24 protein-coding genes are annotated in these 23,993 nt (G+C 74.2%); 15 read left to right on the top strand and 9 right to left on the bottom strand.

Annotation, left to right across the window (positions count from 1 at the left end):
- The first annotated feature begins 57 nt into the window (after positions 1 to 57).
- The 3 genes from OO48_RS04245 to OO48_RS37215 all read left to right on the top strand — a co-directional run bounded on the left by OO48_RS04245 (position 58) and on the right by OO48_RS37215 (position 2,629).
- Entirely contained in the window at positions 58 to 1,086 is a 1,029-nt protein-coding gene (locus tag OO48_RS04245) for a LacI family DNA-binding transcriptional regulator (RefSeq protein WP_033212871.1), read from the top strand.
- Positions 1,087 to 1,271: 185 nt separating this feature from the next.
- The gene (locus OO48_RS04240) at positions 1,272 to 1,922 is read left to right on the top strand and encodes a hypothetical protein (RefSeq protein ID WP_033212870.1); all 651 of its coding nucleotides are present in this window, start codon (positions 1,272 to 1,274) and stop codon (positions 1,920 to 1,922) included.
- 44 nt (positions 1,923 to 1,966) lie between these two features.
- A complete protein-coding gene (locus tag OO48_RS37215; RefSeq protein WP_051731717.1) occupies positions 1,967 to 2,629 on the top strand; it encodes a hypothetical protein in 663 nt (220 codons plus the stop codon).
- Between the two features lie 114 nt (positions 2,630 to 2,743).
- Here OO48_RS37215 and OO48_RS04230 read toward each other — a convergent pair whose 3' ends face one another.
- Complete coding sequence (locus tag OO48_RS04230; protein WP_033212869.1) at positions 2,744 to 5,629, bottom strand: DEAD/DEAH box helicase; 2,886 nt, start codon at positions 5,627 to 5,629, stop codon at positions 2,744 to 2,746.
- 416 nt (positions 5,630 to 6,045) lie between these two features.
- On the opposite strand from OO48_RS04230, the gene OO48_RS04225 reads away from it, so the two are divergent.
- The gene (locus OO48_RS04225) at positions 6,046 to 6,420 is read left to right on the top strand and encodes a hypothetical protein (protein ID WP_033212867.1); all 375 of its coding nucleotides are present in this window, start codon (positions 6,046 to 6,048) and stop codon (positions 6,418 to 6,420) included.
- 44 nt (positions 6,421 to 6,464) lie between these two features.
- Positions 6,465 to 6,794 (top strand): ArsR/SmtB family transcription factor, encoded by a 330-nt coding sequence (locus tag OO48_RS04220; protein ID WP_033212866.1) that lies wholly within the window; start codon positions 6,465 to 6,467, stop codon positions 6,792 to 6,794.
- A 395-nt stretch (positions 6,795 to 7,189) separates the two neighbouring features.
- On the opposite strand, the gene OO48_RS04215 is transcribed toward OO48_RS04220, so the two are convergent.
- A complete protein-coding gene (locus tag OO48_RS04215) occupies positions 7,190 to 7,714 on the bottom strand; it encodes a GNAT family N-acetyltransferase (protein WP_033212927.1) in 525 nt (174 codons plus the stop codon).
- A gap of 91 nt (positions 7,715 to 7,805) precedes the next feature.
- Between OO48_RS04215 and OO48_RS04210 the strand changes: the two genes are divergently transcribed.
- A complete protein-coding gene (locus tag OO48_RS04210) occupies positions 7,806 to 8,363 on the top strand; it encodes a transposase (protein WP_051731716.1) in 558 nt (185 codons plus the stop codon).
- 65 nt (positions 8,364 to 8,428) lie between these two features.
- Here the strand turns inward: OO48_RS04210 and OO48_RS04205 are convergent, their stop codons facing one another.
- Positions 8,429 to 10,216, bottom strand: a complete 1,788-nt coding sequence (locus tag OO48_RS04205) for a TIGR03086 family metal-binding protein (RefSeq protein WP_157845374.1) — start codon at positions 10,214 to 10,216, stop codon at positions 8,429 to 8,431.
- Positions 10,217 to 10,309: 93 nt separating this feature from the next.
- Here OO48_RS04205 and OO48_RS04200 point away from each other — a divergent pair, with 93 nt between their 5' ends.
- The 7 genes from OO48_RS04200 to OO48_RS04165 all read left to right on the top strand — a co-directional run bounded on the left by OO48_RS04200 (position 10,310) and on the right by OO48_RS04165 (position 16,078).
- Positions 10,310 to 10,918: a TetR/AcrR family transcriptional regulator gene (locus OO48_RS04200; protein ID WP_051731715.1), complete on the top strand. Its 609-nt coding sequence runs from the start codon at positions 10,310 to 10,312 to the stop codon at positions 10,916 to 10,918.
- A gap of 604 nt (positions 10,919 to 11,522) precedes the next feature.
- Positions 11,523 to 12,116, top strand: a complete 594-nt coding sequence (locus OO48_RS04190) for a winged helix-turn-helix domain-containing protein (RefSeq protein ID WP_033212861.1) — start codon at positions 11,523 to 11,525, stop codon at positions 12,114 to 12,116.
- Positions 12,113 to 13,402, top strand: a complete 1,290-nt coding sequence (locus OO48_RS04185; protein ID WP_051731714.1) for an MFS transporter — start codon at positions 12,113 to 12,115, stop codon at positions 13,400 to 13,402. The genes OO48_RS04190 and OO48_RS04185 overlap by 4 nt, the downstream gene beginning before the upstream one ends.
- Positions 13,403 to 13,604: 202 nt before the next feature.
- Entirely contained in the window at positions 13,605 to 13,988 is a 384-nt protein-coding gene (locus tag OO48_RS04180; protein WP_033212860.1) for a hypothetical protein, read from the top strand.
- A gap of 224 nt (positions 13,989 to 14,212) precedes the next feature.
- Positions 14,213 to 15,130, top strand: a complete 918-nt coding sequence (locus tag OO48_RS04175; RefSeq protein ID WP_157845373.1) for a transcriptional regulator — start codon at positions 14,213 to 14,215, stop codon at positions 15,128 to 15,130.
- A 37-nt stretch (positions 15,131 to 15,167) separates the two neighbouring features.
- Complete coding sequence (locus OO48_RS04170) at positions 15,168 to 15,599, top strand: roadblock/LC7 domain-containing protein (RefSeq protein ID WP_081951902.1); 432 nt, start codon at positions 15,168 to 15,170, stop codon at positions 15,597 to 15,599.
- A gap of 104 nt (positions 15,600 to 15,703) precedes the next feature.
- Positions 15,704 to 16,078: a hypothetical protein gene (locus tag OO48_RS04165; RefSeq protein ID WP_033212858.1), complete on the top strand. Its 375-nt coding sequence runs from the start codon at positions 15,704 to 15,706 to the stop codon at positions 16,076 to 16,078.
- Between the two features lie 233 nt (positions 16,079 to 16,311).
- On the opposite strand, the gene OO48_RS38055 is transcribed toward OO48_RS04165, so the two are convergent.
- Positions 16,312 to 16,455, bottom strand: coding sequence for a hypothetical protein (locus tag OO48_RS38055; protein ID WP_157845372.1), 144 nt, complete (start codon positions 16,453 to 16,455; stop codon positions 16,312 to 16,314).
- Positions 16,456 to 17,003: 548 nt separating this feature from the next.
- On the opposite strand from OO48_RS38055, the gene OO48_RS04155 reads away from it, so the two are divergent.
- Positions 17,004 to 18,449, top strand: coding sequence for an aminopeptidase P family protein (locus tag OO48_RS04155; protein WP_033212856.1), 1,446 nt, complete (start codon positions 17,004 to 17,006; stop codon positions 18,447 to 18,449).
- 27 nt (positions 18,450 to 18,476) lie between these two features.
- Here the strand turns inward: OO48_RS04155 and OO48_RS04150 are convergent, their stop codons facing one another.
- Positions 18,477 to 19,505, bottom strand: coding sequence for a nitronate monooxygenase (locus tag OO48_RS04150; RefSeq protein WP_033212855.1), 1,029 nt, complete (start codon positions 19,503 to 19,505; stop codon positions 18,477 to 18,479).
- A gap of 511 nt (positions 19,506 to 20,016) precedes the next feature.
- Between OO48_RS04150 and OO48_RS04145 the strand changes: the two genes are divergently transcribed.
- On the top strand, positions 20,017 to 20,490 hold the full coding sequence (locus OO48_RS04145; RefSeq protein WP_033212854.1) for a carboxymuconolactone decarboxylase family protein: 474 nt from the start codon (positions 20,017 to 20,019) through the stop codon (positions 20,488 to 20,490).
- A gap of 119 nt (positions 20,491 to 20,609) precedes the next feature.
- Here the strand turns inward: OO48_RS04145 and OO48_RS04140 are convergent, their stop codons facing one another.
- From OO48_RS04140 to OO48_RS04125, 4 genes are all read right to left on the bottom strand, one after another.
- Positions 20,610 to 21,296: a TetR/AcrR family transcriptional regulator gene (locus tag OO48_RS04140; protein WP_051731712.1), complete on the bottom strand. Its 687-nt coding sequence runs from the start codon at positions 21,294 to 21,296 to the stop codon at positions 20,610 to 20,612.
- 198 nt (positions 21,297 to 21,494) lie between these two features.
- A complete protein-coding gene (locus OO48_RS04135) occupies positions 21,495 to 21,764 on the bottom strand; it encodes a hypothetical protein (RefSeq protein WP_033212852.1) in 270 nt (89 codons plus the stop codon).
- Between the two features lie 129 nt (positions 21,765 to 21,893).
- Complete coding sequence (locus OO48_RS04130) at positions 21,894 to 22,787, bottom strand: AraC family transcriptional regulator (RefSeq protein ID WP_033212851.1); 894 nt, start codon at positions 22,785 to 22,787, stop codon at positions 21,894 to 21,896.
- Between the two features lie 103 nt (positions 22,788 to 22,890).
- The gene (locus OO48_RS04125; RefSeq protein WP_157845371.1) at positions 22,891 to 23,970 is read right to left on the bottom strand and encodes a hypothetical protein; all 1,080 of its coding nucleotides are present in this window, start codon (positions 23,968 to 23,970) and stop codon (positions 22,891 to 22,893) included.
- Positions 23,971 to 23,993: the final 23 nt, after the last annotated feature.

The following is a 23,993-nucleotide window of genomic DNA, read 5'->3' as shown; positions in this document are numbered from 1 at the left end:
ACCCCTTGCGATTTGGGAGTTGTATGATCGCCTCCATGAAACGAAACGATGAAACAAATGGGTAGGCCGAAGTCGACGCGGGTCACCGTCCGGGAGATCGCGGCCGCCGCCGGGGTCTCCCCCGCGACCGTCTCCCGCGTCCTGACCGGGCAGGCCACCGTCGCCGAGGAGACCAGGACCGCCGTCCGCGCCGCGATGGAGCGGCTCGGCTCCCCCGAACCCGCCGCGCCCCGGCGGACCGCCCGGCCCGGCGCGGTGTTCGTCCGCTGCCCCTACCTGCTCACCGACTACTTCGGCACCATCGTCACCGCCGTCGCCGAGGCGCTCGACCGGCACGGCCGGGAGCTGATCCTCAGCGCGGGCGGCGCCGCCCAGCACAACGGGGCGCTGGCCGCGCTGCCCCGCCGCCGCGACCTCGCCGGGGCGCTGCTGATCCTGCCCGTCGAGGAGGGCGCCGAACTCGAGCGACTGCGCCGCCGGGAAGTCCCGTTCGTGGTCATCGACCCCCGCACGCCCGTCCCCCGGGACATCGCCGCCGTCTCCGCGTCCCACTTCACCGGCGCCCGCAACCTCACCGCCCACCTGGTCGCGCTCGGCCACCGCCGGATCGGCTTCATCAACGGCCCCGCCGACTGGCTCGCCTCCTCCTCCCGCTTCGCCGGCCACACCGCGGCCCTGGCCGAGGCCGGCGTCCTCATCCCGCCGGAACTCGTCACCCACATCGAACCCACCAGCGACTGGGGCCACACCGCCGCCGCCCGGCTCCTCGACCTCCCCCGGCCCCCCACCGCCCTGGTCGCCTTCAACGACAAGGCCGCCATCGGCGCCCTCCGCGCCGCCCACGAACGCGGCCTGCGCGTCCCCACCGACCTCTCCATCGTCGGCTTCGACGACGACTACCTCAGCCGCACCTCCATCCCCACCCTCACCACCGTCCGCCAACCCCTCGAAGAACTGGGCGGCCTGGCCGTCAGCCTGCTGCTGCGCCTGATCGAGGGCACCGCGGTCGAGGCCCTCCACGTGGAACTCGCCACCGAACTGATCGTCCGCGAATCCACCGGGCCGGCCCCGGGCGCGGCGCCGTGAGAACGCCCTGCGGGCGGGCGGGGGGACGCAGGGCGCGGGTGGGGCGGACGGTGCGGGCCGGGGTGAACTGACGGCGCGTCAGGAGGGCGCGGGTGTTTGGGGAGCCGCGCACGGGTCACCCGAACCCGGGAGCGAACCGAACAGGGCGGCCCCGAACGGGTGGCGCCCGGGTCAGGAGGCAGAGCATGTCCAGCGGTCTGATCGTGGCGATCGTCGTGATCGCCGTGGTGGTGGCGGCGCTCGGTGCGTTCGCCCTCCACCGCCACCGACAGCAGCACCCCAGCCTGAGCCGCCGGTTCGGGCCCGAGTACGAGCGCACCGTCGCCCGGTACGACGGCGACACCGCCGCGGCCGAGCGCGAGCTCGCCCGCCGGGTGGAACGCCACCGGGAGCTGACCCTCACCCCGCTGAGCGGCGAGGAGCGCGCCCGGGCCGAGCAGGAGTGGGCGCAGGTGAAGACGCGCTTCGTCGACGATCCCCGGCAGGCCCTGGCCGAGGCGGAAGCGCTGCTGGCCCGGGTGGCCCGCGACCGCGGCTACCCCGACTCCGACGTGGACGCGCAGATCGACACGATCTCGGTCGACCACGGCGAGCACGTCGAGTCCTACCGGACGCTGCACGCGCTCTCCCGGCCGGACGGCGCCGGGCGCGCCGGGCGGACCCCGGACACCGAGGAGCAGCGCGCGGCCCTGCTCCGGGCCCGGGAACTGTTCGTCGCGCTGGTCGGCAGCGGCGACGAGCCCGAACGCGCCCCCGCCCGCACCACGACCGGGGCCAAGGCGTCGACCGCCCGCCACGCCCGGCGGCTGCCGACCCAGCGCGAGCACCACGCCTGAGCGCCGACCCGGGCGACCCACCCCTCACGGAGACGGAGGACGACATGACCATCAGCGACCACGGCCACCACGCCGACTCCCGCGACACCGACACCGACCGCGACACCTACCGCGACACCGACACCGACCGCGACATCCACCGCGACGCCGGCCGCGACGCCGGGACCGACCGAGGTACCGACCCCGGACGCGGCACCGGCCCGGGCACCGACCCCGCTGCCGACCCCCGCGCCCCCCGCACCGCGCAGGGCCCCACCCCGGTGCCCGCCGCTTCCACGGACACCATCCGCATGGCCAAGACCGCGGAGCAGGACCACCGGCAGGACCGCGACCAGGGCCGCGACCGAGACCGCGACCACCTCCGCGCGCTCCCCGGCACCGGGAACCCGACCGCCACGGACGGCGCCACCGGCCCGATCCTGCCGCCGGAGCTGGCCTCGCGGCTGAACGACCGGCTGGACCACGCGGTGGGCACCTTCGTGGACGACCCGGACCGGGCCGTGCGGGAGGCGGACGAGGCGCTGGAGGAGACGGTGCGGCGGCTGACCGACGCCCTGGGCCGGCGCCGCGCCGCGCTGCGCGACTCGTGGCACGCCGACGGCGGCGGCACGCACCGGGAGACGGTGAGCGACCCCTCCCGCACCGAGGACCTGCGCCTCTCGCTCCGCGCGTACCGCGACCTGCTCCAGCACCTGCTCGCGGCCTGACCCCGCCCCGACGGCGGGACGCCGGGGAGACGGAACCGCGAGACGATCGAAGGGCCCGACCGCTCCGTACGGAAGCGGCCGGGCCCTCGGGGTGCCGGGAGGAGGACCGGACGGTCAGCCGACGGAGGAGTAGGCGATGATGCCGCGCCGCATGCCGTCGACCGCCTTGCGGGCGGTCCTGCGCAGGTCGGTGTCGTCGCCGGCGGCGTCCTGGATCTGGCCCAGGACGTCGATGAGCTGCTTCGTCCAGCGGACGAAGTCGCCGGCGGGCATGTCGGCGTCGCGCAGCACGGCGTCGAGGTCGTGGCCCAGCGCCCAGCGGTAGGCCGTCCAGGCGAAGCCGAGGTCGGGTTCGCGCTGGCCGACGCCCTCGGCGGTGGAGATCTTGTGCTGCTCCTCCAGCGCGTCGAGCCGGCCCCAGATCCGGACCATCTTGCCGAGGGCGTCCTTGGTGCCGCCCTCGGGGACGCGCGGGGCGACCGCGTCGTCGGACTGGCGGGCCTCGTAGACCAGCGCGGAGGCGCAGGCGGCGAGTTCGGCGGCGGCGAGGCCGTTCCAGACGCCTTCGCGGATGCACTCGGAGGCGAGCAGGTCGAGTTCGCCGTAGAGCCGGGCGAGGCGCTTGCCGTCGTCGGTGACGGTGTCGCCGCGCAGGTAGCCGAGGTCGGTGAGCAGGCCGCAGACCCGGTCGAAGGTGCGGGAGATGGTGTGGGTGCGCGAGCGCATCCGCCGTTCGAGGAGCTCGGTGTCCCGGTGCAGGCGGTGGTAGCGCTCGGACCAGCGGGCGTGGTCCTCGCGCTCGTCGCAGCCGTGGCAGGGGTGCTGGCGCAGGGCGGTGCGCAGCCGGCTGATCTCGGGGTCGTCGGCGGCGGCGGCGCGGCCCTTGCGGAAGCGCTCGGGTTCGAGGTGGCCGGCCTTGGTGCGCAGCGCGGAGGCGAGGTCGCGGCGGGACTGCGGGCTGCGCGGGTTGAAGGACTTGGGGATGCGCATCCGGTCCATCGCGGCGACGGGGTGCGGGAAGTCGATCATCGCGAGGCGCTTGACCTGGCGCTCGGCGGTGAGCACGACGGGGCGCGGGCCGTCCTGGAAGTCCGGGTGGCGGGGGCCGCCGCGGCCGAGCCCGTTGCGGCTGACCGGGGGCAGCCCGGGGTCGAGGACGAGCGCGAGGCCGGCGAACTTGCCGGTCGGGACGTGGATGATGTCGCCGGGCCTGAGCTGCTCGATCGCCTCGACGGCGGCGGCCCGGCGCTGGGTGGAGCCTTCGCGGGCGAGCTCGTTCTCGCGGTCCTTGAGTTGCCGGCGCAGCGACATGTACTCCTCGAAGTCGCCGAGGTGGCAGGTCATCGACTCGCGGTAGCCCTCCAGCCCCTCCTCGTTGCGCTGCACCTGCCGGGCGATGCCGACCACCGAGCGGTCGGCCTGGAACTGCGCGAAGGAGGTCTCCAGCAGTTCGCGGGAGCGGTGCCGCCCGAACTGGCCGACCAGGTTGACGGCCATGTTGTACGAGGGGCGGAAGGAGGACTTGAGCGGGTAGGTGCGGGTGCCGGCCAGGCCGGCCAGCGCCTCCGGGTCGAGGCCGCGCTGCCACAGGACCACCGCGTGGCCCTCGACGTCGATGCCGCGGCGGCCCGCCCGGCCGGTGAGCTGGGTGTACTCGCCGGGGGTGATGTCGGCGTGGGTCTCGCCGTTCCACTTGACCAGCTTCTCCATGACCACCGAGCGGGCGGGCATGTTGATGCCGAGGGCGAGCGTCTCGGTGGCGAAGACCGCCTTGACCAGACCCTGGACGAACAGCTCCTCGACGACCTCCTTGAACCGGGGCAGCATGCCGGCGTGGTGGGCGGCGATGCCGCGTTCCAGGCCGTCCAGCCACTCGTAGTAGCCGAGGACGTTCAGGTCCTCGTCGGGGATGTCGCGGCAGCGCTCCTCGACGAACTGGCGGACCTTGAAGCGGTCGGCCTCCCGGTTCAGGCGCAGGCCGGAGTTGAGGCACTGCTGGACGGCGGCCTCGCAGCCGGCCCGGCTGAAGATGAAGGTGATCGCGGGGAGCAGGCCCTCGGCGTCGAGCCGGTCGATGACGTCGACCCGGCCCGGCGTCCAGATCCGGCCGGGGCGGCCGGCGGGCATCGAGCGGCCCCGGCCGCGGGCGAACCTGTCCCGGCCGCGGTCGGCCTCGGAGCGGGCCAGCCGCACCAGTTCGGGGTTGACGGCCTTGGCGGGGTTCTTCAGGCTGCCCTTGGGGCGGCCGTCCCGGTCGGGGCTGGCGAACAGGTCGTACATCCGGTTGCCGGCCATCACGTGCTGCCAGAGCGGGACGGGGCGGTGCTCGGAGACGATCACCTCGGTGCCGCCGCGGACGGTGTCCAGCCAGTCGCCGAACTCCTCGGCGTTGGAGACGGTCGCGGAGAGCGACACCAGCGTCACCGACTCGGGGAGGTGGATGATGACCTCCTCCCAGACGGCGCCGCGGAAGCGGTCGGCGAGGTAGTGCACCTCGTCCATCACCACGTAGCCGAGGCCGTCGAGGGCGTGGGAGCCCGCGTACAGCATGTTGCGCAGGACCTCGGTGGTCATCACGACGACCGGCGCGTCCCCGTTGACGGAGTTGTCGCCGGTGAGCAGGCCGACCTTGGCCTGGCCGTAGCGCTTGACCAGGTCCGCGTACTTCTGGTTCGACAGCGCCTTGATCGGCGTGGTGTAGAAGCACTTGCGGCCGGCGGCCAGCGCCAGGTGGACGGCGAACTCGCCGACGATGGTCTTGCCGGAGCCGGTCGGCGCGGCGACCAGCACGCCCTGGCCGGCCTCCAGGGTGCGGCAGGCGCGGACCTGGAAGTCGTCGAGCGGGAAGTCGTACAGCTGCTGGAAGCCGTAGAGGGCGGTCGCCTGCTCCTTGGCCCGCTCGCGGGCGGCGGCGTAGCGCTCGGCGGGGCTGAGATCCTCCTCGGCGACGCTCCGGGCCGCGGGGGCGAGCTGCTCTTCGGGCTTGGGGCTGCTGGGCACTGGCGTCACCTGTTCTTCCCGTGAGTGTGGCCGGACGAGAACGCAGACGGCGACGCCTGCGGCTGCGGGGCCGTGGCCCGGAGGGGCGACGGGGCGCAGCGGGTGCGTGGGGTGTGGTGATCGAGCATCTCAGCCTGAGATTACCCGTCTGGAGTGACATCAACATCAGACTTTTCCGGCGGTTCCGCCGGTGGCGACGGTCGGCGGGCCCCCTCCCCCGTCCGCCCCCGCAGGAATCGTGTACGCGTGAACTGTTCACATCCGTAGTTGCAAATGTCTTCAAGCGGTCGGCAAACCGGCACCGCTCGATCTCAGTCGAGCCAGAAGCGAAAGATTCCGATCAACACTCGGCCGCAGTGCGGTCCCGTTCCTACAGTCGTGCCGAACCGACCACCAGCCACGACAGGAGACAGGCGATGGCGAACCTCGAAACCTCGCTCAAGGAAGCCATGACCATCGAAGGAGCCATCGGGGTGGCCCTGGTGGACTACGGGAGCGGCATGGCGCTCGGCACCCTCGGGGACGGCGGCGAGCTCGACCTGAACGTCGCCGCGGCCGCCAACACGGACCTCGTCCGTGCCAAGATGCGGGCGATGGAAATGCTCAACCTCCACGACGACGGCATCGAGGACATCCTGGTCACCCTGACCGGTCAGTACCACCTGATCCGGCCGCTCACCACGTCCAGCGGGCGCGGCCTGTTCCTGTACCTCGCGCTCAACCGCACGCGGTCCAACCTGGCGATGGCCCGGCACCAGTTGAAGCGGATCGAGTCGACGCTGGAGGTCTGAGCGCGGGGCGGCGGCCCGCGTGCCGCCGGAAAAGGGGAGGAAGCATGCCCGTACCGCTCTACCAGGCCAAGGCCGAGTTCTTCCGGATGCTCGGCCACCCGGTGCGAATCCGGGTCCTCGAACTGCTCCAGGCCGGACCGACCCCGGTGCGCGACCTGCTGCCCGAGCTGGACGTCGAACCGTCCAGCCTCTCCCAGCAGCTCGCCATCCTGCGCCGCTCCGGCCTGGTCACCGCGACCCGCGAGGGATCGACCGTGGTGTACGCCCTGGCCGGCGCGGACGTCGCCGAGCTGCTCCGGACGGCCCGGCGCATCCTCACCGAACTGCTCGCCGACCAGGGCATGCTGCTGGAGGAACTGCGCGCCGCCCGCTGACCGTTCCGGCCCGCGGGGCCGGGGCCCGGCCGGCGCAGGACGGTTCCCGCGGCCGTGCCCAGGAGGCTGAGTGCGAGGGCCGCGAACCGCTGTGACCTGCGCATGGATCCCCGTTCCGTAAACGGTTGTTCGAATCGGACCCCGGCGCGATAGCAGCGACCAAGATCGTCTGACTACCGGTCAGTACGGCCGCCGGGCCCGCGGGGGCGGACCGCGACCCGGGTGTTCGGGGCCCGGTGGACGGCGGCCATCACGACCCCGGGGAACGGCGGAGTTTCTGGCTGACGAGCAGGCCGTTGTCTGTGGGCTCGCACCCGTCCCGAGCACGAGGCGTCTGGATTATCGACCGGGCGCGGGCCGCCGGCGCCCAAGGGTCGTCCCGTGACTGCTGGTTGTCACAGGGCGGCGTACAGGTCCCGGACGTACCAGTCGAAGCGTGTGCCGTCCTTGCTGCGCGTCGGCCTCCCGGGGGTGAACCCTGCCCGCTGCGCCACTGCGGCAGATGCGGGATTCTCCGGCTCCACCTGGATCACCGCCTCCGTCCCGCCCTCACTCGCCGCGTACCGGGTCGCCAACAGGACCGCGCGGGTAGCCAGTCCGTACCCGCGCCAGGACGGATAGAGGCCGTAGGCGACGTTCACCTGGCCGGGCGCCAGACCTTCTCCTGCGAACCGCAAGTCGACCGTGCCCGCGAGCACCTCGCCGGCGCCCGTCCGGATGCCGAACGCGCGCAGTGGCCCGGCGCTGTCCCACTGCTCCCGGCAGTGCCGGAAGTACGCTTCGATCCCCTCCCGCGTGCCGGGACCGCCGTTGAGCCAGCGGACGAGTAGCTCGTCCTCCCCCGCGAGGTGCGCCTGCACGTCGTCCAGGCGCAGGGGCGACAGAGTGATGATCCCGTCGGACAGCTTCACTTCACGCATCCGGTGATTCTTGACGCCGGGGCCGTGTCGCACCATCGGATTCTCCGCGACATCACGCGGAGCTCCCGGCCACAGGAGGTGGGGTCCCCGCGTGGCTGGTGTGATCACGGCGTCGGTGCCGTCCTGGATGGCCCCCTTCACCGGGCTGAGCCCGCGTGCCTTCGGGAAGCCGGTGACGGTTCTGCGTCGTGAGGGTGCGGATGCGGTACGCGAGGGCCGGCCGTGGAGCCTTATCGCCGAGCGGTCGAAGAACTACCGGTACTCCACCAACCACCGAGTAGTCATCGACGCCGGCACTCGTCTGGTCGTCGTGGTCGGCCGACCACCCGCCGGAAACCGCAACGACTGCGAGGCGTGGGAGGAGTCCGGCGCCGAGGCCGCCGTCGGCAAGACCACCACGATCGCCGACGGCGGCCACCCGGGCACCGGACCGGTCATCCCGCACCGCCGCGAGCGCGGCCAGACTGAACTCCCGTACTGGAAAGAAGAACGCAACACGTCCCACAAGCGGGTCCGCGCCCGCGTCGAGCACGTCCTTGCCGGCATGAAGACCTGGAAGATCCTCCTCGACCGCCGCCTCAAAGGCGACGGCGTCCACCACGCCATGCTCGGCACCGCCCGGATGCACAATCGCGCCCTCGCCGGATAGGCCGACGGTCGGTAGGGCAGCCTGCCACGCCCGAGGTGACTCAAAGACCGTTGACGGGACAACCCTCAGACCCGGCGGCCGAGGAAGGCCAGCAGCCGCGCATGCGCCGGCGCGGATTCCGAGGCCGGCCTCTCCGGCCCGAACATGCCGGGCCGGCGGAAGGCGTCCATGTCCATCTGCTGCATGCACGTGAGCAGGTCCTGGCACAGGTGCTGGTCGACCAGGTCGGTCCGGTCGATGGCGACCGCCAGGTCGACGCCGTGGACGAGCACTTCGGTGAGGTGGATCAGCGCCGCCATCGGCCCCGGAACGGGCCCGAATCCGAGGCGGACCTTCGCCTCGGCCAAGTCGGCGTCGGTAGCGGCTGCGTGCTGCCAGGCCGCGCGGTCGGCCTCGGCGGCGGCCCGGTAGGCGCCGGTGGGATCCGTGCCGAGCCAGTCGTCGTGGTGTTCACCTCCGGGGTCGGTGCCGGTCAGTTCGGCGGCGAAGATCCGCATGCCGCCGACCACGTGGTTGAGCGTCGTCCGCGCGTCCCATCCCGGGCAGGGGGTAGGGGCCGACCAGCCGTCGCCGACGTCGGTCGCCTCGACCACCGTGCCCGTCATGGCCAGTGCCCGGCCGATGCGGCGGACCACCGCGGGGCGGGTCATCACCGCATCCAGCCAGTCGTAGACCCGGGCGAACGCCAGCCGCTGGGCGCCGGACTGGCAGTGCGCCTCGGCTCCCTCCTCCTCGGTGAACGCCATGAACGTCCTCTCACACGTGAGGTGGGAGTACAGCTTCTCCGGCTGGCCCTTGAAGAAGCCGTCGTCCTCACCGGAGCAGACCAGCACGGGGCAGGAGATTCGCTCGGCGATGCCCTCGCGCAGGTGGTAGTCGAGGTAGGCGGCGCAGAACGCCCGCGGGCTGTCGGTGCCCATCGCGAACATTCCGTGCTCGATCGCCCACGTGAGGGTCGGGGCTGCCGCCATGGCCGTCTCGATCACCGTGTCGAGGCCCGGGTCGTGCGCGGCCCGCAGCCGGCGCTCGGCCTCCGCGCGGGGGAGGGCGAGGGGCGCCGTGCTGATGTCGCCGAGGTCGAAGACTCCGTCGAGGGCGACGACGGCGGCGATCCTCCGGTCGAAGGCGGCGGCGCGGGGGGCGAGATAGCCGCCCATGCTGGCGCCGAGCAGGGCCGTCCGCTCCGGGTCCACCCCCGGGAGCGTCACCGCGTGGTCGAGCACCGGGGTGACGACGTTCTCCCAGTCCGGACGGAATGTCAGCCCCTGGCGGTGGCGGGTTCCCGGCTGTCCGGGGCCGTCGAAGACCAGGACGGTGTAGCCGCGTTCGACGGCGGCGGCCGCACCGAAGAAGTGCATCTCCTCGGCGGTGCCGTCGAAGCCGTTGAACATCACCACGGTCGGGCGCGGAAGACCGGAGTCGTCGGGGTGGTAGAGGTAGCCGGGCAGGGTCGTGTCCTCGTAAGGGATCTCGATCGGCTCGATCGTGGGGGTGGACAGCTTCGCCGCCGTCCGGAAGCAGGCGACGGAGGCGTCGTAGGCGTGGCGGATGCGGGGGTCGGCGGCGTTGCCCTGCAGGAAGAACTCGGCGCAGCGGTAGTAGTTCGAGGCGCGCAGGAACCCGTCGCGGGCGCTGACGCGGTGGCCGCCCGCCCGGGAGGTGCGCGCCCGTTCGGCGACCCGGTCGGCCGTGGCCAGCCACTGGTCGTGCCAGCTGTCGTAGTCGCCGGGGGTGATGCGCTGGGCGGTGGTGGCGACCTCGCCGAAGTCGGCTCCGCCGTAGGCGATGTGACCGAGCGTCCGCAGGGTCTCGTACCAGAACGAAGGGTTGCCTGAGAAGAAGATCGGTTCCATCGGAGCTCCTAACGCAGTGGACGACTGCTTTAGCGGGACCATAGCTCCAGCGGGCGCGCAAACGCAATCCATCACTGCGTTAAGATGGTCGCCATGAAAGAGACCCGGACGCCGGCCACCCCGTCGGCACCGCCCCGCGCCCGCCGCCCGGGAGGCCGCAGCGCCCGGGTGCGCACCGCCGTCCTCCAGGCCGCCACCGAACTGATCGCCGAACGCGGCTACGGCACCTTCTCGGTGGCCGAGGTCGCCGCCCGCGCGGGCGTCGCCGACAGCAGCATCTACCGCCGCTGGGGAACCCTGGAGGCGCTGCTGATGGACGCGGTCGTCAGCCGCCTGACCGAGCACTCGCCCATGCCCGACACCGGCAGTCTCGACGGAGACCTGCGCTCCTTCGCCGCCAAGGTCGCCGAGGACGTCACGGGGCCGGACGGCCTGGCGCTGCTGCGCACGGTCGTCACCGCGCTGGCCACCGGCCCCGACGGCGAGTCGGCCCGTGACCGGTTCCTCGCCATCCGCTCCGAACAGCTCCAGGGGATGCTGGAGCGGGCTCGCGCTCGCGGCGAGGACGCCCCCGACGTACTGGAGGTGCTGGACGGCATCCTGGCGCCGATCTACGTCCGGGTGCTGTTCGGCGTCGTACCGCTGGCACCGGACTACATCGACGACCTGGTTGACCACATGCTCGCGCGTCGACCGGGGTGACCGCCTTGCCGACCGGAGTCCGGCATCGGAGTCCACCGAGAACGGTGGACGCACGGACGGCATGCGGCACCCACCACACCGGCCGCTCCACCAAGGCGCCCCGGTTCCGCTCGCCCCCGCGCCGGACACTCCGAGTGCCGACCTTCGCGTCGGGTACGCGCGGTGCCCGACGCTCACCCAGGAACTCCGGTCGCGGCTCGACGCCCTGGCCGAGCACGGCGTTCCGCGCGACGAGCCGTTCTCCGAAGAGACCAGCACCCGCGTACGGATGCGGCCCCGGTTCGAGGCCGCGCTCGCGGTGCTGCGGCGCCCGGACGTGTTCCACGCGGCCAGCGCGGGCGCCCCGTCGACCGGCTTCCGGCTGTACGACACCGCGCACACCGAGCGGCACCCGGGCCTGCCGCAGGACGACCCGGAGGGGTGCGCGGCGGACTGCCTGATCGGCGACGCGCCGGGCCGAGCCGCCCGCTGCCGCCGATCCACGGCCCGGCGGACGACAACGCGCACCCCGCGCACACCCTGCTGCCGTCCGAGCGGGGCGTGGTTCACTGAACCCGCAGGCCGACGACTTGTAAAGACTTCTTTCTAAAGCTAGCTTTAGAACATGAGCGACGAGTTGCCGGCCATCCGGCTCACCGACCCGCGCGCCCTGCGCGCCTACACCCATCCCACCCGGATGGCACTGGTCGGCCTGCTCCGCCTGCACGGGCCGCTGACCGCGACCCGGGCGGCGGAACTGCTCGGCACCGAATCGGTGGCGAGCTGCTCCTTCCACCTGCGCCAGCTCGCCAAGTACGGCCTGGTGGAGGAGGCGGGCGGCGGACGCGGCCGGGAGAAGCCCTGGCGCGCGACCGCCGCCTTCACCAGCTGGGACGCCTCCCCCGCCGACCCGGAGCGGGCCGCCGCCACCGAGGCGCTGCAACGGGCCGTCCTGGACGGCTACTTCGCCCGCGCCACCAGCTGGCTGCTGCACCGCGGCACCGACACCCCCGAGTGGCGCGAGGCCGCCGGCTTCGGCGACAGCGCCGTCCTGGTCACCGCCGGTGAACTGGCCGAACTGAACGCCCGCGTCGAGGAGCTGGTCCGCCCCTACGTGGAGCGCCTGAGCGCCCCCGGACCCCGCCCCGCGGGCGCCCGCACCGTCCAGCTGATCCACCTCGCCGTCCCCACCGAGCAGCCCGGGGAGGCCGCGCCGTGACGCTCCTCGACACCCGCCCGGCCGGCCCGGTCCGCCGCCGGATACCCGAACTGCTGCACGACCCCGCCTTCCGCCGCTACTGGACCGGACAGACCGTCTCCTCGCTGGGCGACCAGATCACCCTGCTGGTCATCCCACTGATCGCGGTCTCCGCGCTGCACGCCGACGCCGCCCGGATGGGCTACCTGAGCGCCGCCGGGTACCTCCCCTACCTACTGCTCTCGCTGCACGCGGGCGGCTGGGCCGACCGCTACGGGCACCGCCGCCGGATGATGATCGTCACCGACCTGGCCCGCGCCGCCGTCCTGCTGACCGTCCCGATCGCCTACGCGGCCGGGGTGCTGACGCTGGCCCAGCTGTACGCGGTGGTGCTGGCCGTCGGCGCGCTGTCGGTGCTCTTCAACGTCTGCAACCCGCCGCTGTTCGTCGCCCTGGTGCCCGCCGAGCACTACCTGCGCGGCAACGCGCTGGTCAACGGCAGCCGGGCCGCCACCTACGTGGCCGGCCCCGGCCTCGGCGGCCTGCTGGTCCAACTCCTGGCCGCCCCGGCCGCGCTGGTGGTGGACGCGCTCTCCTTCCTGGTCTCGGCGGCCTTCCTGCGCCGGATCGACCCGGTCGAACCGCCGCCCGCCGAGGAGGGCCGCGGCGGCACCGCGGAGGGCATGCGCTGGATCCGGCGCGACCCGGTGATCCGGGCGACGCTGCTCGGCACCGCCACCGTCAACCTGTTCACCTTCGTCATCGGCGCGCTGTTCGTCCTCTACGCGACCAGCGAACTGCACTTCAGCGCGGGCCTGCTGGGCGCGGTGATGGCCGCCGCGGCGGTCGGCACGCTGCTCGGCGCGGCGGTCACCGGGCGGCTGTCGGCCCGGATCGGCGTCGGCCCGGCCCTGCTGTTCGGCCTGGTGCTCTTCCCCGCCCCGCTGCTGCTGGTCCCGCTGGCGGGCGGCTCGGTCGCCGCCTCCGCGGCGCTGCTGTTCGGCGCCGAGTTCCTCTCCGGCACGGGCGTGATGATCCTCGACATCACCGCCGGCGCGGTCTTCGCCGCCTGCATCCCCGACGCCCTGCGCTCCCGGGTCTTCGGCGCCTACCAGGCGGTCAACTACGGCGTCCGCCCGCTGGGTTCGCTGCTCGGCGGCCTGCTCGGCAGCACCCTGGGCCTGCGCCCCACGCTGTGGATCGCCGCCGTCGGCGCGCTCTGCTCCGGCCTGTGGGTGCTCTTCTCGCCCATCCCGCGGATGCGCGAACTCCCCGTCCAGGACGGGCCGCGGGCTCCGGGGGGCTGAACCGCCGCGCCGCGCCGCCTTCACCGTGATGCTCCAAAATCCACGCACCATAGCGCAATCGTGCATATGCCCGAGGGATATGGCGGAAAGTCTCGCCCTCCCGTGGCGGCGCCGGTAGCGTTGCGTCCTGGTCAGACTACCGCAGGTGAAGGCGGTGAAGGCGACGCACCGTGCCCCGCACGGTGGGGAGGGAACGCGGTACGTGCCCGGGATCGAGGAGTGCCTTGCGGAAGCCATGGGGATCACCGGCGCCCTGGGGGTCAGCCTGGTCGACTGGACCAACGGGCTGGCCATAGGCACCGCCGGACTCGGCCCCGACGGCGACCACGAGGTCGGGGCGGCCGACGCCACCGAGCTCGCCCGGGCGGTCACCCAGACGCCCTCGTTCGCCGACCAGCACACCGGCGCGCCGCCCGCCGAGGACGTCATCGTCACCTCCGGCGACAACTACCACCTGCTCCGCTTCGTCCCCGCGCCCTTCGACGCCAACGTCTTCCTCTACCTGCGGCTGGACCGGGGCCTCGCCAACCTGGCGATGGCCCGGCTGCGGCTGGCCGCCATCGCCGACCGGCTGGTGCTCTCCTGATGTGGCCCACCGACACCCTCGCCCCGACACCGCCCGCGCCACCCGGGCCGTCGGTGCCGCCACTGCCGGTGGCCTCACCCGCCCCGGCGCATCGGCCGGCGCCGTCCGGCGGGCGGTTCGGACCCGGAACCGAGGTGCCCGGCCCGTACCTGACGGCCGGGCCCACCGAGCCCCGGCCCACCGAGCCCCGGCCCGCCGAACCCCAGCCCCTCGTACCCCGGTCCGTGGCGCCGGAGCCCGTCGGCCCGCTCCCCGCAGACCCGCGGCCCGCCCCTCCGGCCGCCCGGCGGCGGGCCCACGCCGCACCGCTCCCCCGGCGCCGGCGCTCCAGCTGCGCACCCGCCACCACCTTCGAGGCCGCGCTGACCGACCTCGCCGCCGACGGCTCCACCGGCGCGCTGCACGGCCCCGGCGGCGCGGTGCACCTGGCGGGCGGCCTGGTGGTGCACGCCGAGGCGCCCGCCGCCGCGACCGTCGGCCACCTGCTGACCGGGGCCGGGCGGATCACCGTCCGCGAGTGGGAGGACAGCCTGCTGCTGGGCGCCGGGCGGCTCGCCGAGTACCTGGTGGCCGGCGGTCTGGTCGGCCCGGGCGAGCTCGAACTCGCCCGGCTGGCCGCCACCCTGGACGGCGCCCAGGACGCGCTGGCCCAGCACGACGGGGAGCTGCGCTTCGACCCGGCGGCCGAGCCGGCGTTCCGGCTGGCCCGTCCACTGTCGGTGCTGGAGCTGCGCGGCGCGGTCGGCCGCCGCCGCTCGCTGCTGGACGGCTGCTGGCCGTCCGCCGAGCTGGACCGCGCCCCGCTGCGGGCCACCGGCGCCGCCCCGACCCGCCGCACCGCGGTGCCGCACCGCCGCCGGCAGGCGCTGCTGGCCGCCGCCGACGGCACCCGTACCGCGCCCGAGCTGGCCCGGCTGCTGGGGCGCTCCACCTACGGCACGCTGCTGGACGTCCGGCAGCTGGCCGCCGCGGGGCTGCTGACCGCCCACCGGCCGGCCGCCGTCCCCGACCCGCCGCCGGCCGCCGTGCCGCAAGCCGCGCTGCCGGACGTGCTGTTGCCGCCCGCGCCGCGCTCCTACGACTCCTCGGACCCGGAGGTGGGCCTGCTGCTCCGACTACGCGCTGCCCTGGAGGCCCTGTGACCGCCCCGCCCGCCCGCCCCGTCCCGCCGACCGAGTCATGAAGCGGACCTTTCGACAACTGACCGCGAGGAGGACCCCCGTGCTGCCGGAAGCCGAGGTGCAGGCCGAACTGCGAGGTCTGCGGGCGAGGATTCCGCACCTGACCGGGTCGCTGGTGGCGACCATCGACGGCCTGGTGGTGGCGCACGACGCGCCCGCGCTGGAGCCGGAGGGCGTGGCCGCGCTGACCGCCGCCGCGCTGGGCGTGGGGTCGCGGCTCACCGAGGCGACCGGCCAGGGCGCCTTCCGGGAGCTGATCACCCGCGGCGAGCGCGGCTACACCGCGACGTACGCGGCCGGCGCGTACACGGTGCTGACCCTGCTGGCCGGTTCGCAGGCCAACGTGGGGCGGCTGCACCTGGAGGCCCGCCGGGCCGGGGCCCGGATAGCGGCCCTGGCCGACGCCGACCTCGACCGGACGACCTTCTGACCCCCGCCCCGCCCCCCGACACTCATCTCACCCTGCAACACGCCCGTCGCAGCAAGGATCTGACGGGTCGTCAATTCCTTTCACGGAAGAGGTACTTGGAAAAAATGGCTGCTGTGGAAACCGCACTGAAGGACATCATGAGCTCGATCGAGGGCACCATCGGTGTCGCCCTGGTCGACTACAACAGCGGGATGGCACTGGGCACCATCGGCGGCGGGTCGGACCTGGACCTGAACGTCGCGGCCGCGGGCAACACCGACGTGGTACGGGCCAAGCTGCGCGCGATGGAGCTGCTGAACCTGAACGAGGCGATCGAGGACATCCTGATCAGCCTCTCCACCCAGTACCACCTGATCCGGCCGCTGACCTCGCGCACCGGCAAGGGCCTGTTCCTGTACCTGGCGCTGGACCGGAACCGGGCCAACCTGGCGATGGCCCGGCACCAGTTGAAGAAGGTCGAGGCCGACCTGGAGGTCTGAGGCTCCCGCCTCCCGGCCCACGCGCGCAGGGTGAGCAGACCCCCGGCGGAGGCGCGGACGGACGGCTCCGTCCCGCCGACCGGGGTCTGCGCCCGGGCGACCGTCCCACCGGGGCAGTGCCGCACCAGCAGGTCGACGGCGCCGGGCCCGCGGTCGAACCCGATCCCCCCCCCGCACCCCGCTCCCCCGGTCGGGTCCGGGGCGGTGGGGGTGGTCATGTGGGAACTCCCGTCCTAATCGGCGGACTTGAGGCCGATCGTCGCGCAGTCGACCTGCGCGGACCGGATCGGCGAATCGAAGGCGCCGGCGATGCCGGAGCCGACCAGCAGCGGCGTCTTCTGCCACACCGGCGGGACGGCGGGCGAGGCGTCCGTCATCTTGGCGTCCAGGTGGTCCGTGGCGGCGATCCGGTCGAGTTCGGCGTTGACGGCCGGGCCGCTCCTCCCCGCCGCCGACGATGGAGTTGACGGCGGTCGGGTCGACGGTGGTGATCGTGACGCCGACGCCGACCCGCTTGAGGGCGGCCTGGATCGCCTCGGCCAGCAGCTGCTCCGCCTTCTCCGGGTCGCCCGCGGGCTTGATCGCGAAGTGGTCGCCCGGGGCGCCGTCGAGGTGGAAGGTCCAGGCCCTGGCGCCGGCCCAGACCGAGGGCTGCCGAGATGGCCGCCGCGAGAGCGGCGCGGGGACGCCCGCCGTGTGCCGCTCCGGGAAGGGGGCCGGTCCGCCGCTCAGAGGGGATCCGTACCGCCCGAGGTCTGGTCCGACCGAGGCGTGACCAGTAACATAATAATGTGAAATTGCACTGCGCGATGAGAGGCCGGGCCATCTCGCCGACCTGTGCCGTTCCAGGCCCGCTCCCACGGTGCGATTCGCCTTCCCCCAACCGAGTTGCCTCAGCTCGACCAGGTCAGAGGAGCCCCCGACGATGGCCGACCAGCCCACCCTGAACACCGGCAGCCACGACCTGCCGGTCACCCCCGCGCTGGAGGCCCACATGGCCGGCCAGTGGGCCGCCACCCCGCTGCCCGCCGACGAGCGCGTCCCCGGCTACGCGTACTTCCCGGCCCGCCGCGCCAGGCTCGCCGCCGCCTTCCCGGGCGAGCGGCTGCTCGTCCCCGCCGGGCGGCTCAAGGTCCGCAGCAACGACTGCGACCACCGCTTCCGCCCGCACAGCGCCTACGCCCACCTCACCGGCCTGACCGGCGAGGAGCAGGTCGGCCACGTCCTGGTGGTCGAGCCCGACGGCGAACCCGTCCTCCACCTGCACCCCCGCTCCGACCGGGCCGACGGCTCCGCCGAGTTCTACCGCGACCGCCGCTACGGCGAGTTCTGGGTCGGCCGGCGCCCCGACCTCGGCGAGAGCGCCCGGCTCACCGGCCTGCGCACCGCCCACCTCGACGACCTGCCGAAGCTGCTCACCGGCTCCGTCCCCACCCGCGTCCTGGCCGGCGTCGACCCGGTCCTCGACGCCCTGACCGGCCGCCCCGCCGCCGAACACGCCGTGCCCGACGGGCAGTTCGCCGCCGCGCTGGCCGAACTGCGCCTGGTCAAGGACGCCTGGGAGGTCGAACAGCTCCAACTCGCCGTCGACCACACCACCACCGGCTTCGAGGACGCCGTGCGCGCCCTGCCCGCCGCGCTGCGCCACCGCCGGGGCGAGCGCCTGCTCGAAGGCGCCTTCAACGCCCGCGCCCGCGCCGAGGGCAACGGCACCGGCTACGAGACCATCGTCGCCTCCGGCGCGCACGCCTGCGTGCTGCACTGGATCCGCAACGACGGCCCGCTCGACCCCGCCGAACTCCTGCTCCTCGACGCCGGCGTGGAGACCGATACCCTCTACACCGCCGACGTCACCCGCACCCTCCCCCTCTCCGGCACCTTCTCCCCCGCCCAGCGCGACGTCTACGAACTCGTCCTGGCCGCCCAGAGCGCCGGCATCGCCGCCCTGCGCCCCGGTGCCTCCTTCCGCGAGTTCCACCGGGCCGCGATGCGGGTCATCGCCGAGGGCCTGGCCGAGTGGGGCCTGCTCCCGGTCTCCGCCGAGGAGTCGCTCCGCGAGGACTCCGGCCTCCACCGCCGCTACACCCTCTGCGGCAGCGGCCACATGCTCGGCCTCGACGTGCACGACTGCGCGAAGGCCCGCGCCGGGGCGTACCTGGACGGCGTCCTGGAGGAGGGCATGGTCCTCACCGTCGAACCCGGCCTCTACCTCCAGCCCGACGACCTCACCCTGCCGCCCGCCCTACGCGGCATCGGCGTCCGCATCGAGGACGACCTCGTGATCACCGCCGACGGCGCCCGCCTGATGTCCGGCGCCCTCCCCCGCGAGGCCGACGCGATCGAATCCTGGATGGGCGGCCTGCTGGGCTGACCGGCCTCCCCGCACCGGCCTCCCCGCTCAGCCCGCCCGCAGCGCCTCCCGCCACAGCTCCCGGGTGACGTCCGCCGCGCGGCCCGCCCGGGCCTCGCGGTGCGCGGTGCCCGCCCACAGGTGCATCGCCGTCAGGTCCTCCGCGCGGCTCGCGGCGGCCCGGAGCGGCTGGGTGAGGTGGTGCACCTCCGGGTACGCCGCCGGGGCGCGGCCCTCGTGCCGGTCGGTGAAGGCGTTGCGCAGGGCGCGGGCCGGACGGCCGGTGAAGGCGCGGGTGACGGTGGTGGCGTCCAGTTCGAGCAGGGCGCGGCGGTGCGCGGCCGAGGCCCCGGACTCGTCGGTGCGCAGGTACGCGGTGCCGAGCTGGACGGCCGCCGCGCCCGCCCCGAGGGCCGCCGCGATCGCCGCTCCGCTCCCCAGCCCGCCGGCGGCGATCAGCGGGAGCGGGGTCACCTCCTGCACGGCGGCGAGGAGCGGGAGCAGCGGAAGGGTGCCCGGCCGGTCCTCGGCGCGGTGGGTGGCGCGGTGACCGCCGGCCTCTGGGCCCTGGACGACCAGCGCGTCGAGGCCGAGCGCGGTCGCGGCGCGGGCCTCCTCGGGGCTGGTGACGGTGCCGAGTTGGCGCAGGCCCGCCAGCCGGAGGGCGGCGGCCTCGGCGGGTTCGGGCAGGCCGAAGGTGTACGACACCCATGCGACGCCGTCGGTGGGGCCGTGCAGCAGCGCGTCGAGCTTGGCGTCCCAGTCGTCCCGGTCGGGCGGGATCTCGGCGGGCAGTTCGACGCCCCGGCGCAGCGCCTCGGGCAGCAGCCGTTCGCGGTAGGCGGCGACCGGGCCGGGCGCGGCGGGCGGCCCGGGCACGAACAGGTTGACCCCGAACGGCCGGTCGGTCGACTCCCTGGTGCGCTGGACCTGTTCGATCATCCCGCCGGTGTCGCGGTAGCCCGCGGCGAGGAACCCGAGGCCGCCCGCGCCGTTGAGGGCGGCGACCAGTTCGGGGGTGCTCGCCCCGCCCGCCATCGGTGCGGCGATCAGCGGCACCGCCAGGTCGAAGTCCATCGCGCTCCTCCACCACCGAAACCCGCCCGGTCCCCCGCGCGTCCACCCTACGTCCGCCGGCCCGGCCGTCCCGTACGGCCTGCCGGCCCGACCCGTCCCCGCCCCCGTCTTCCCTCCCCCCCCCCGCCCCCCCGACCCGTCCCCGCCCCTGTCTCCCGTCCCACCCCAGCCACCGCCACCGCCACCGCCGACACCCTCTCGCGGTGAGCCCGCCCGCCTACCGCTACGTCGGCCCGCCGGACATCCGCACCGCGGCACGCGCGGCGGCCCCGGACACCCGGGTGGTTCCACGCATCCGGCGGTGCTCCGGCGCCGCGTCGGGTGCGGGGAGGTTTCCGTGGTGCGAGAGGGGTTCTTCGTGTGCGTCTTCTGTGACGCGGACCTGCCTCAGCGGTGGAACGCCGCCCCGCCGGTAGCGTGACGGCCGTCACATCCGCGGCCTGTCACACCCGGGGTGGCCGCGGGGTCAACCTTGCAGAAGCGCGAAACACACACCGAGGAGCCCACCACCGTGGACGCACGTCTCAACTACTTCGGCAACCCGCTCGGCGCGAAGTTCCTGAAGTACATCAACTCGGCCGGCCACGCCCTGGGGCTGTCCGCGCTGCCGATGCCCACCCAGGAGCTGGTGAAGATCCGCGCCAGCCAGATCAACGGCTGCGGCTTCTGCACCGACATGCACACCAAGGACGCCGCGCACGCCGGGGAGACCCAGACCCGGCTGAACCTGGTCGCCGCCTGGCGCGAGGCCAACGTCTTCACCGAGGCCGAGCGGGCCGCCCTGGAGCTCACCGAGCAGGCCACCCGGATCGCGGACGCCGCGGGCGGGGTCAGCGACGCGGCCTGGGCGGAGGCGGCCAAGCACTACGACGAGGAGCAGCTGACCGCGCTGATCAGCCTGATCGCGCTGATCAACGCGTACAACCGGATCAACGTGACCATCCAGCAGCCCGCCGGCGACTACGTTCCGGGCCAGTTCTCCTGACCCCTCCCCCTCGGGTCGTCGGACGCCCGGCACCGGCCCCACCCGGGCCAGGGCGTCACCCCCGCTCGCGACCCGTTCCACCGGCCCGGAACGGAACCCGGCCCGGGCCGGAACCCGGCTCAGACCGGGGCCAGTTCGCGGGCGGCCCGGGCGGCGGCCTCCCGGGCCGCCCGGTCGCATCCGGCCAGCCGCAGCGCCGCGTCGGCGACGGCCGCGCCGACCTCCTCGGTGCCGGGCACGCCGCCCTCCTCGCGACCCCTGACCACCGCGACACCGCCCTCGACCAGGCCCAGCAGCAGGTCGCAGCGCAGTTCGCGACCGGGCTCGTCCGGGGCGATCAGGTGCATCAACTCTCCGTACGCGGAGCGCAGTTCGGCGCGGGAGCGGCGGAATCCGGCGAAGCGTTCGCCGCGCACCTCGGGCAGCTGGTAGAGCGCGCCGAGGTTGTACAGGCCGCGGTGCAGCAGCGCCGCGTCGGCGGCGGCCAGCGCCCACAGCCGGGCGGCCGGGTCGACGGAGGCCCGGGCGAGCAGCTCGGTGGCCAGCAGCAGCGAGGGTTCGACGGTGGATTCCAGCAGGGTGGCGAGGATGTCCTCCTTGCGGGCGAAGTAGTGGTACATCGACGCCTGCCGCAGCCCGGCCCTCTCCGCCACCGCCCGGGTGGTGGTGGCGGCGTACCCGTTCTCCGTGAACAGCTCCGCCGCCGCGGCCAACACCTCGTCGCGGGGCGACAGTTCACTCTCCGAAGGCCCCAGCGCACGGGGCCGTCCGACCCGCGCGGACGGGCGGGGGCGCTGGGCAACCATGACCCGAATCCTTCCACACCCGGACGCCGCTCCCGCCCACCCGCGAACACCGCCGCCCCGGCGGGCCGTCCGCCCCGGCCGCCGAACTCCCCGGCCCGCTCCGGCGCCACCACTCCCCCGCCCGCTCCGGCACCACTCCCCCGCCCCGACGACCCCACCGCCGGCCACCGCCCGTACCACCCAAGGGCCCTGCGGCCCTCACTCGCCGGCGAGCGCGAGCGCGGCCACCGTCCCGGCCGGGTCGGCGGTTCCGGCGCGCAGCCGTACCGCGAGTTCACGCACCGCCCGGCGAGCGGCCTCCGCCGACTCGGGCCCGGGGATGCCGAGTTCGCCCAGTGCCCGTCCGAACAGCTCCAGCAACTCCGGTTCCGCGTCCCGCCGGCCCGGCCGGCCGAACCGGCTCCCGCCGGCCGGGTCGCGCAGCGCGGGCGAGTCCTCCCCGGCGGCCGGCAACCCGGCTGCCGCCATGGAGGAGTTCGGCCGCCGGAATCCACCCGGCGGCCTGCCGGAGGGCGAGTTCACGCGCCCCACCCGCACCACGGGCCGCACCCGTCGAACACCCCCTCCGCCCCCTCCGCCCCGCCGACCCGGCCCGCCCTACGCCGGGGTCCGGACCACCGGGATCCACAGCTGCGCGAACGACTGCTCCGGGTCGTCCGGTACCGGCCGGACGCGCAGGATCTCCGGGCCCGGCCGGTACTCGTACGGGTTGGACGGGATCCACCGGGCCGCCACCTCGGCCCACATCTGCTGCAGCGCCTGCGGGAACGGGCCGGTGTTCTCGAACACCGCCCAGCTGCCCGCCGGGCACTCCAGCACGTCGAGGTCCGCGGGCACCTCGGCGGCCCCGCTCACCACCGCGTGATAGTAGTCGAGCAGGCTGCCCTCGGCGAAGCCGTCCAGCCCGCCCGGCCCCTCCTCCGGCAGCCGCACCGTCGCCGACACCACTCCCTCCGGATCCTGGTCGGAGAGCGCGACGATCCGCCGCATCGTCTCCGGCGGGACGCTCCGCACGTGCTCGGCGATGTGCGGGTTGACCCCCTCGTGGATCAACGGGACCCGGGCCTTCTTGCCCACCACCCGGAACGCTTCCTTCTCCACGATGCGGTACCGCATGGTGGCACTCCCTTCGACGACGAGACGGAAGGAGAGCCGGGGCTGCGCGTTCAGCACCGCGCCGCTGCGCCGCGCCTCCCCGGGCCCGACCCCGTGCAGGGCGCGGAACGCCCGGGCGAAGGCCTCGCCCGAGGTGTAGCCGTAGCGCACCGCGACGTCCAGCAGCGACGGCTCCCCGGCGAGCACCTCGGCCGCCGCGACGGTCAGCCGCCGGCGCCGGACGTACTCCGACAGCGGCATCCCCGCCAGCGACGAGAAGAGCCGCCGGAAGTGGTACTCCGACGTGGCGGTGATCCGGGCCAACTCGGCCACGTCCAACCGCCCGTCGAGGTGCTCCTCCACGTGCTCCATCGCCTGGTTCAACCGCTCCAGCACCCCGGCTCCCTTCCTCTTCCTTGCCCCCACCCTAGGAAGGACCGCCCCCGCCGCACCCGACATTCCCTGCCCGCTCCGATCGGGTCCCCCGCCCCCGCCCGGCTCAGGACAGCGCCGGCTCCGAACAGCCGTGCCGCTCCGCCGACCGACGGGCGAACGCCTTGAAGGCGTCGTCGCCCGCAACGGTCGTCCCGGCGACGCGGTACCCGAGGAACAACGCCTCACCACCCGGGCAGGACGCGGTCGTCCAACCCAGGTCCGCACCGCGCCCCGGTCCGGTCGTCTCCTCCAGGCCCGCGTTGGCCTCGGCGTCCTGGGCGTACGGCGGGTAGTAGGCGGACATGCGGAAGCCGGTGCCCTTCCCGTCGGGGGTCAGGACGGTGCAGTCCTCCATGGGCACCGTCCGGTCGACCGGGGTCTCCCGGACCGGGCCGGGGATCTCCGCACAGGTGCCGTCCGCCCCGCCCTGCGGCACGACCTTCACGTCCGCCCGGCCGGACACCCGCTCGATCCGGCCGCCGAGCGGAGCCCCGCACCTCCAGATCCCGTTCGCCCGGGACGCGATCCGACCGGCGATCCGGCCGAGCCGCGCCCGCTGCTCGGCCGGGGCGAAGTCGTCCGTCGGACCGTGCGGATCCATCGACGGCCGGGCTCTCAGGCTGACGATCAACTGCCCGGGAAGGTCCGGCGCGGTGCAGGGCAACGCGAGCACCAGGTCGGCCCGGTCGTCCGACGCGACCGACAGCACTCCCACCCAGCCCGCGCCGACCGGCACCACCGGAACGTTCTCCCGCTTGACCGCCCGGTTGCGTCCGAGGGCCCACAGAGCGTCGTGCGCCGCCCGCGGCTCCCACCCGATGTCGATCCCCAGCGTGGCGTACCGCCCCGGCGCCGTCACCGTGCAACCGGCGAGCCCCGACGCCTGATCCGAGTCGTACCCGCTCAACCGCCCGGCCCCGTGGAACAGTTCCCGTACCTCGGCCGTGTCCACCGCGCCCGCGCACAACCCCCGCAACGCACGCCCGTCCTGCCAGCGGTCGTACCCGCCCCCGAAGTACCACCCGGCCGGCACCCCCGACACCACCAGCACCACCCCGAACCACGCCAGCTTCCGCCGCCGCCCGGCCGGACGCGGCCTGGGCGGCACCGCGGGCGCCACCGGCGCCGGAGGTACCGACGGCATGGACGGCACGGGTGCCTCGAACC

Origin of the sequence: Kitasatospora phosalacinea (assembly GCF_000716545.1) — a bacterium.
GTDB classification, from domain to species: Bacteria; Actinomycetota; Actinomycetes; order Streptomycetales; family Streptomycetaceae; genus Kitasatospora; species Kitasatospora phosalacinea.
This window is presented reverse-complemented; position numbering and strand designations above follow the sequence as displayed.

Bases quoted from the DNA above. Each gene is read 5' to 3' on its own strand.
- OO48_RS04245 (WP_033212871.1), top strand. From the start codon at position 58: ATGGGTAGGCCGAAGTCGACGCGGGTCACCGTCCGGGAGATCGCGGCC.
- OO48_RS04240 (WP_033212870.1), top strand. From the start codon at position 1,272: ATGTCCAGCGGTCTGATCGTGGCGATCGTCGTGATCGCCGTGGTGGTG.
- OO48_RS37215 (WP_051731717.1), top strand. From the start codon at position 1,967: ATGACCATCAGCGACCACGGCCACCACGCCGACTCCCGCGACACCGAC.
- OO48_RS04225 (WP_033212867.1), top strand. From the start codon at position 6,046: ATGGCGAACCTCGAAACCTCGCTCAAGGAAGCCATGACCATCGAAGGA.
- OO48_RS04220 (WP_033212866.1), top strand. From the start codon at position 6,465: ATGCCCGTACCGCTCTACCAGGCCAAGGCCGAGTTCTTCCGGATGCTC.
- OO48_RS04215 (WP_033212927.1), bottom strand. From the start codon at position 7,714: ATGCGTGAAGTGAAGCTGTCCGACGGGATCATCACTCTGTCGCCCCTG.
- OO48_RS04205 (WP_157845374.1), bottom strand. From the start codon at position 10,216: ATGGAACCGATCTTCTTCTCAGGCAACCCTTCGTTCTGGTACGAGACC.
- OO48_RS04200 (WP_051731715.1), top strand. From the start codon at position 10,310: ATGAAAGAGACCCGGACGCCGGCCACCCCGTCGGCACCGCCCCGCGCC.
- OO48_RS04190 (WP_033212861.1), top strand. From the start codon at position 11,523: ATGAGCGACGAGTTGCCGGCCATCCGGCTCACCGACCCGCGCGCCCTG.
- OO48_RS04170 (WP_081951902.1), top strand. From the start codon at position 15,168: ATGAAGCGGACCTTTCGACAACTGACCGCGAGGAGGACCCCCGTGCTG.
- OO48_RS04165 (WP_033212858.1), top strand. From the start codon at position 15,704: ATGGCTGCTGTGGAAACCGCACTGAAGGACATCATGAGCTCGATCGAG.
- OO48_RS38055 (WP_157845372.1), bottom strand. From the start codon at position 16,455: ATGACGGACGCCTCGCCCGCCGTCCCGCCGGTGTGGCAGAAGACGCCG.
- OO48_RS04155 (WP_033212856.1), top strand. From the start codon at position 17,004: ATGGCCGACCAGCCCACCCTGAACACCGGCAGCCACGACCTGCCGGTC.
- OO48_RS04150 (WP_033212855.1), bottom strand. From the start codon at position 19,505: ATGGACTTCGACCTGGCGGTGCCGCTGATCGCCGCACCGATGGCGGGC.
- OO48_RS04140 (WP_051731712.1), bottom strand. From the start codon at position 21,296: ATGGTTGCCCAGCGCCCCCGCCCGTCCGCGCGGGTCGGACGGCCCCGT.
- OO48_RS04135 (WP_033212852.1), bottom strand. From the start codon at position 21,764: ATGGCGGCAGCCGGGTTGCCGGCCGCCGGGGAGGACTCGCCCGCGCTG.
- OO48_RS04125 (WP_157845371.1), bottom strand. From the start codon at position 23,970: ATGCCGTCGGTACCTCCGGCGCCGGTGGCGCCCGCGGTGCCGCCCAGG.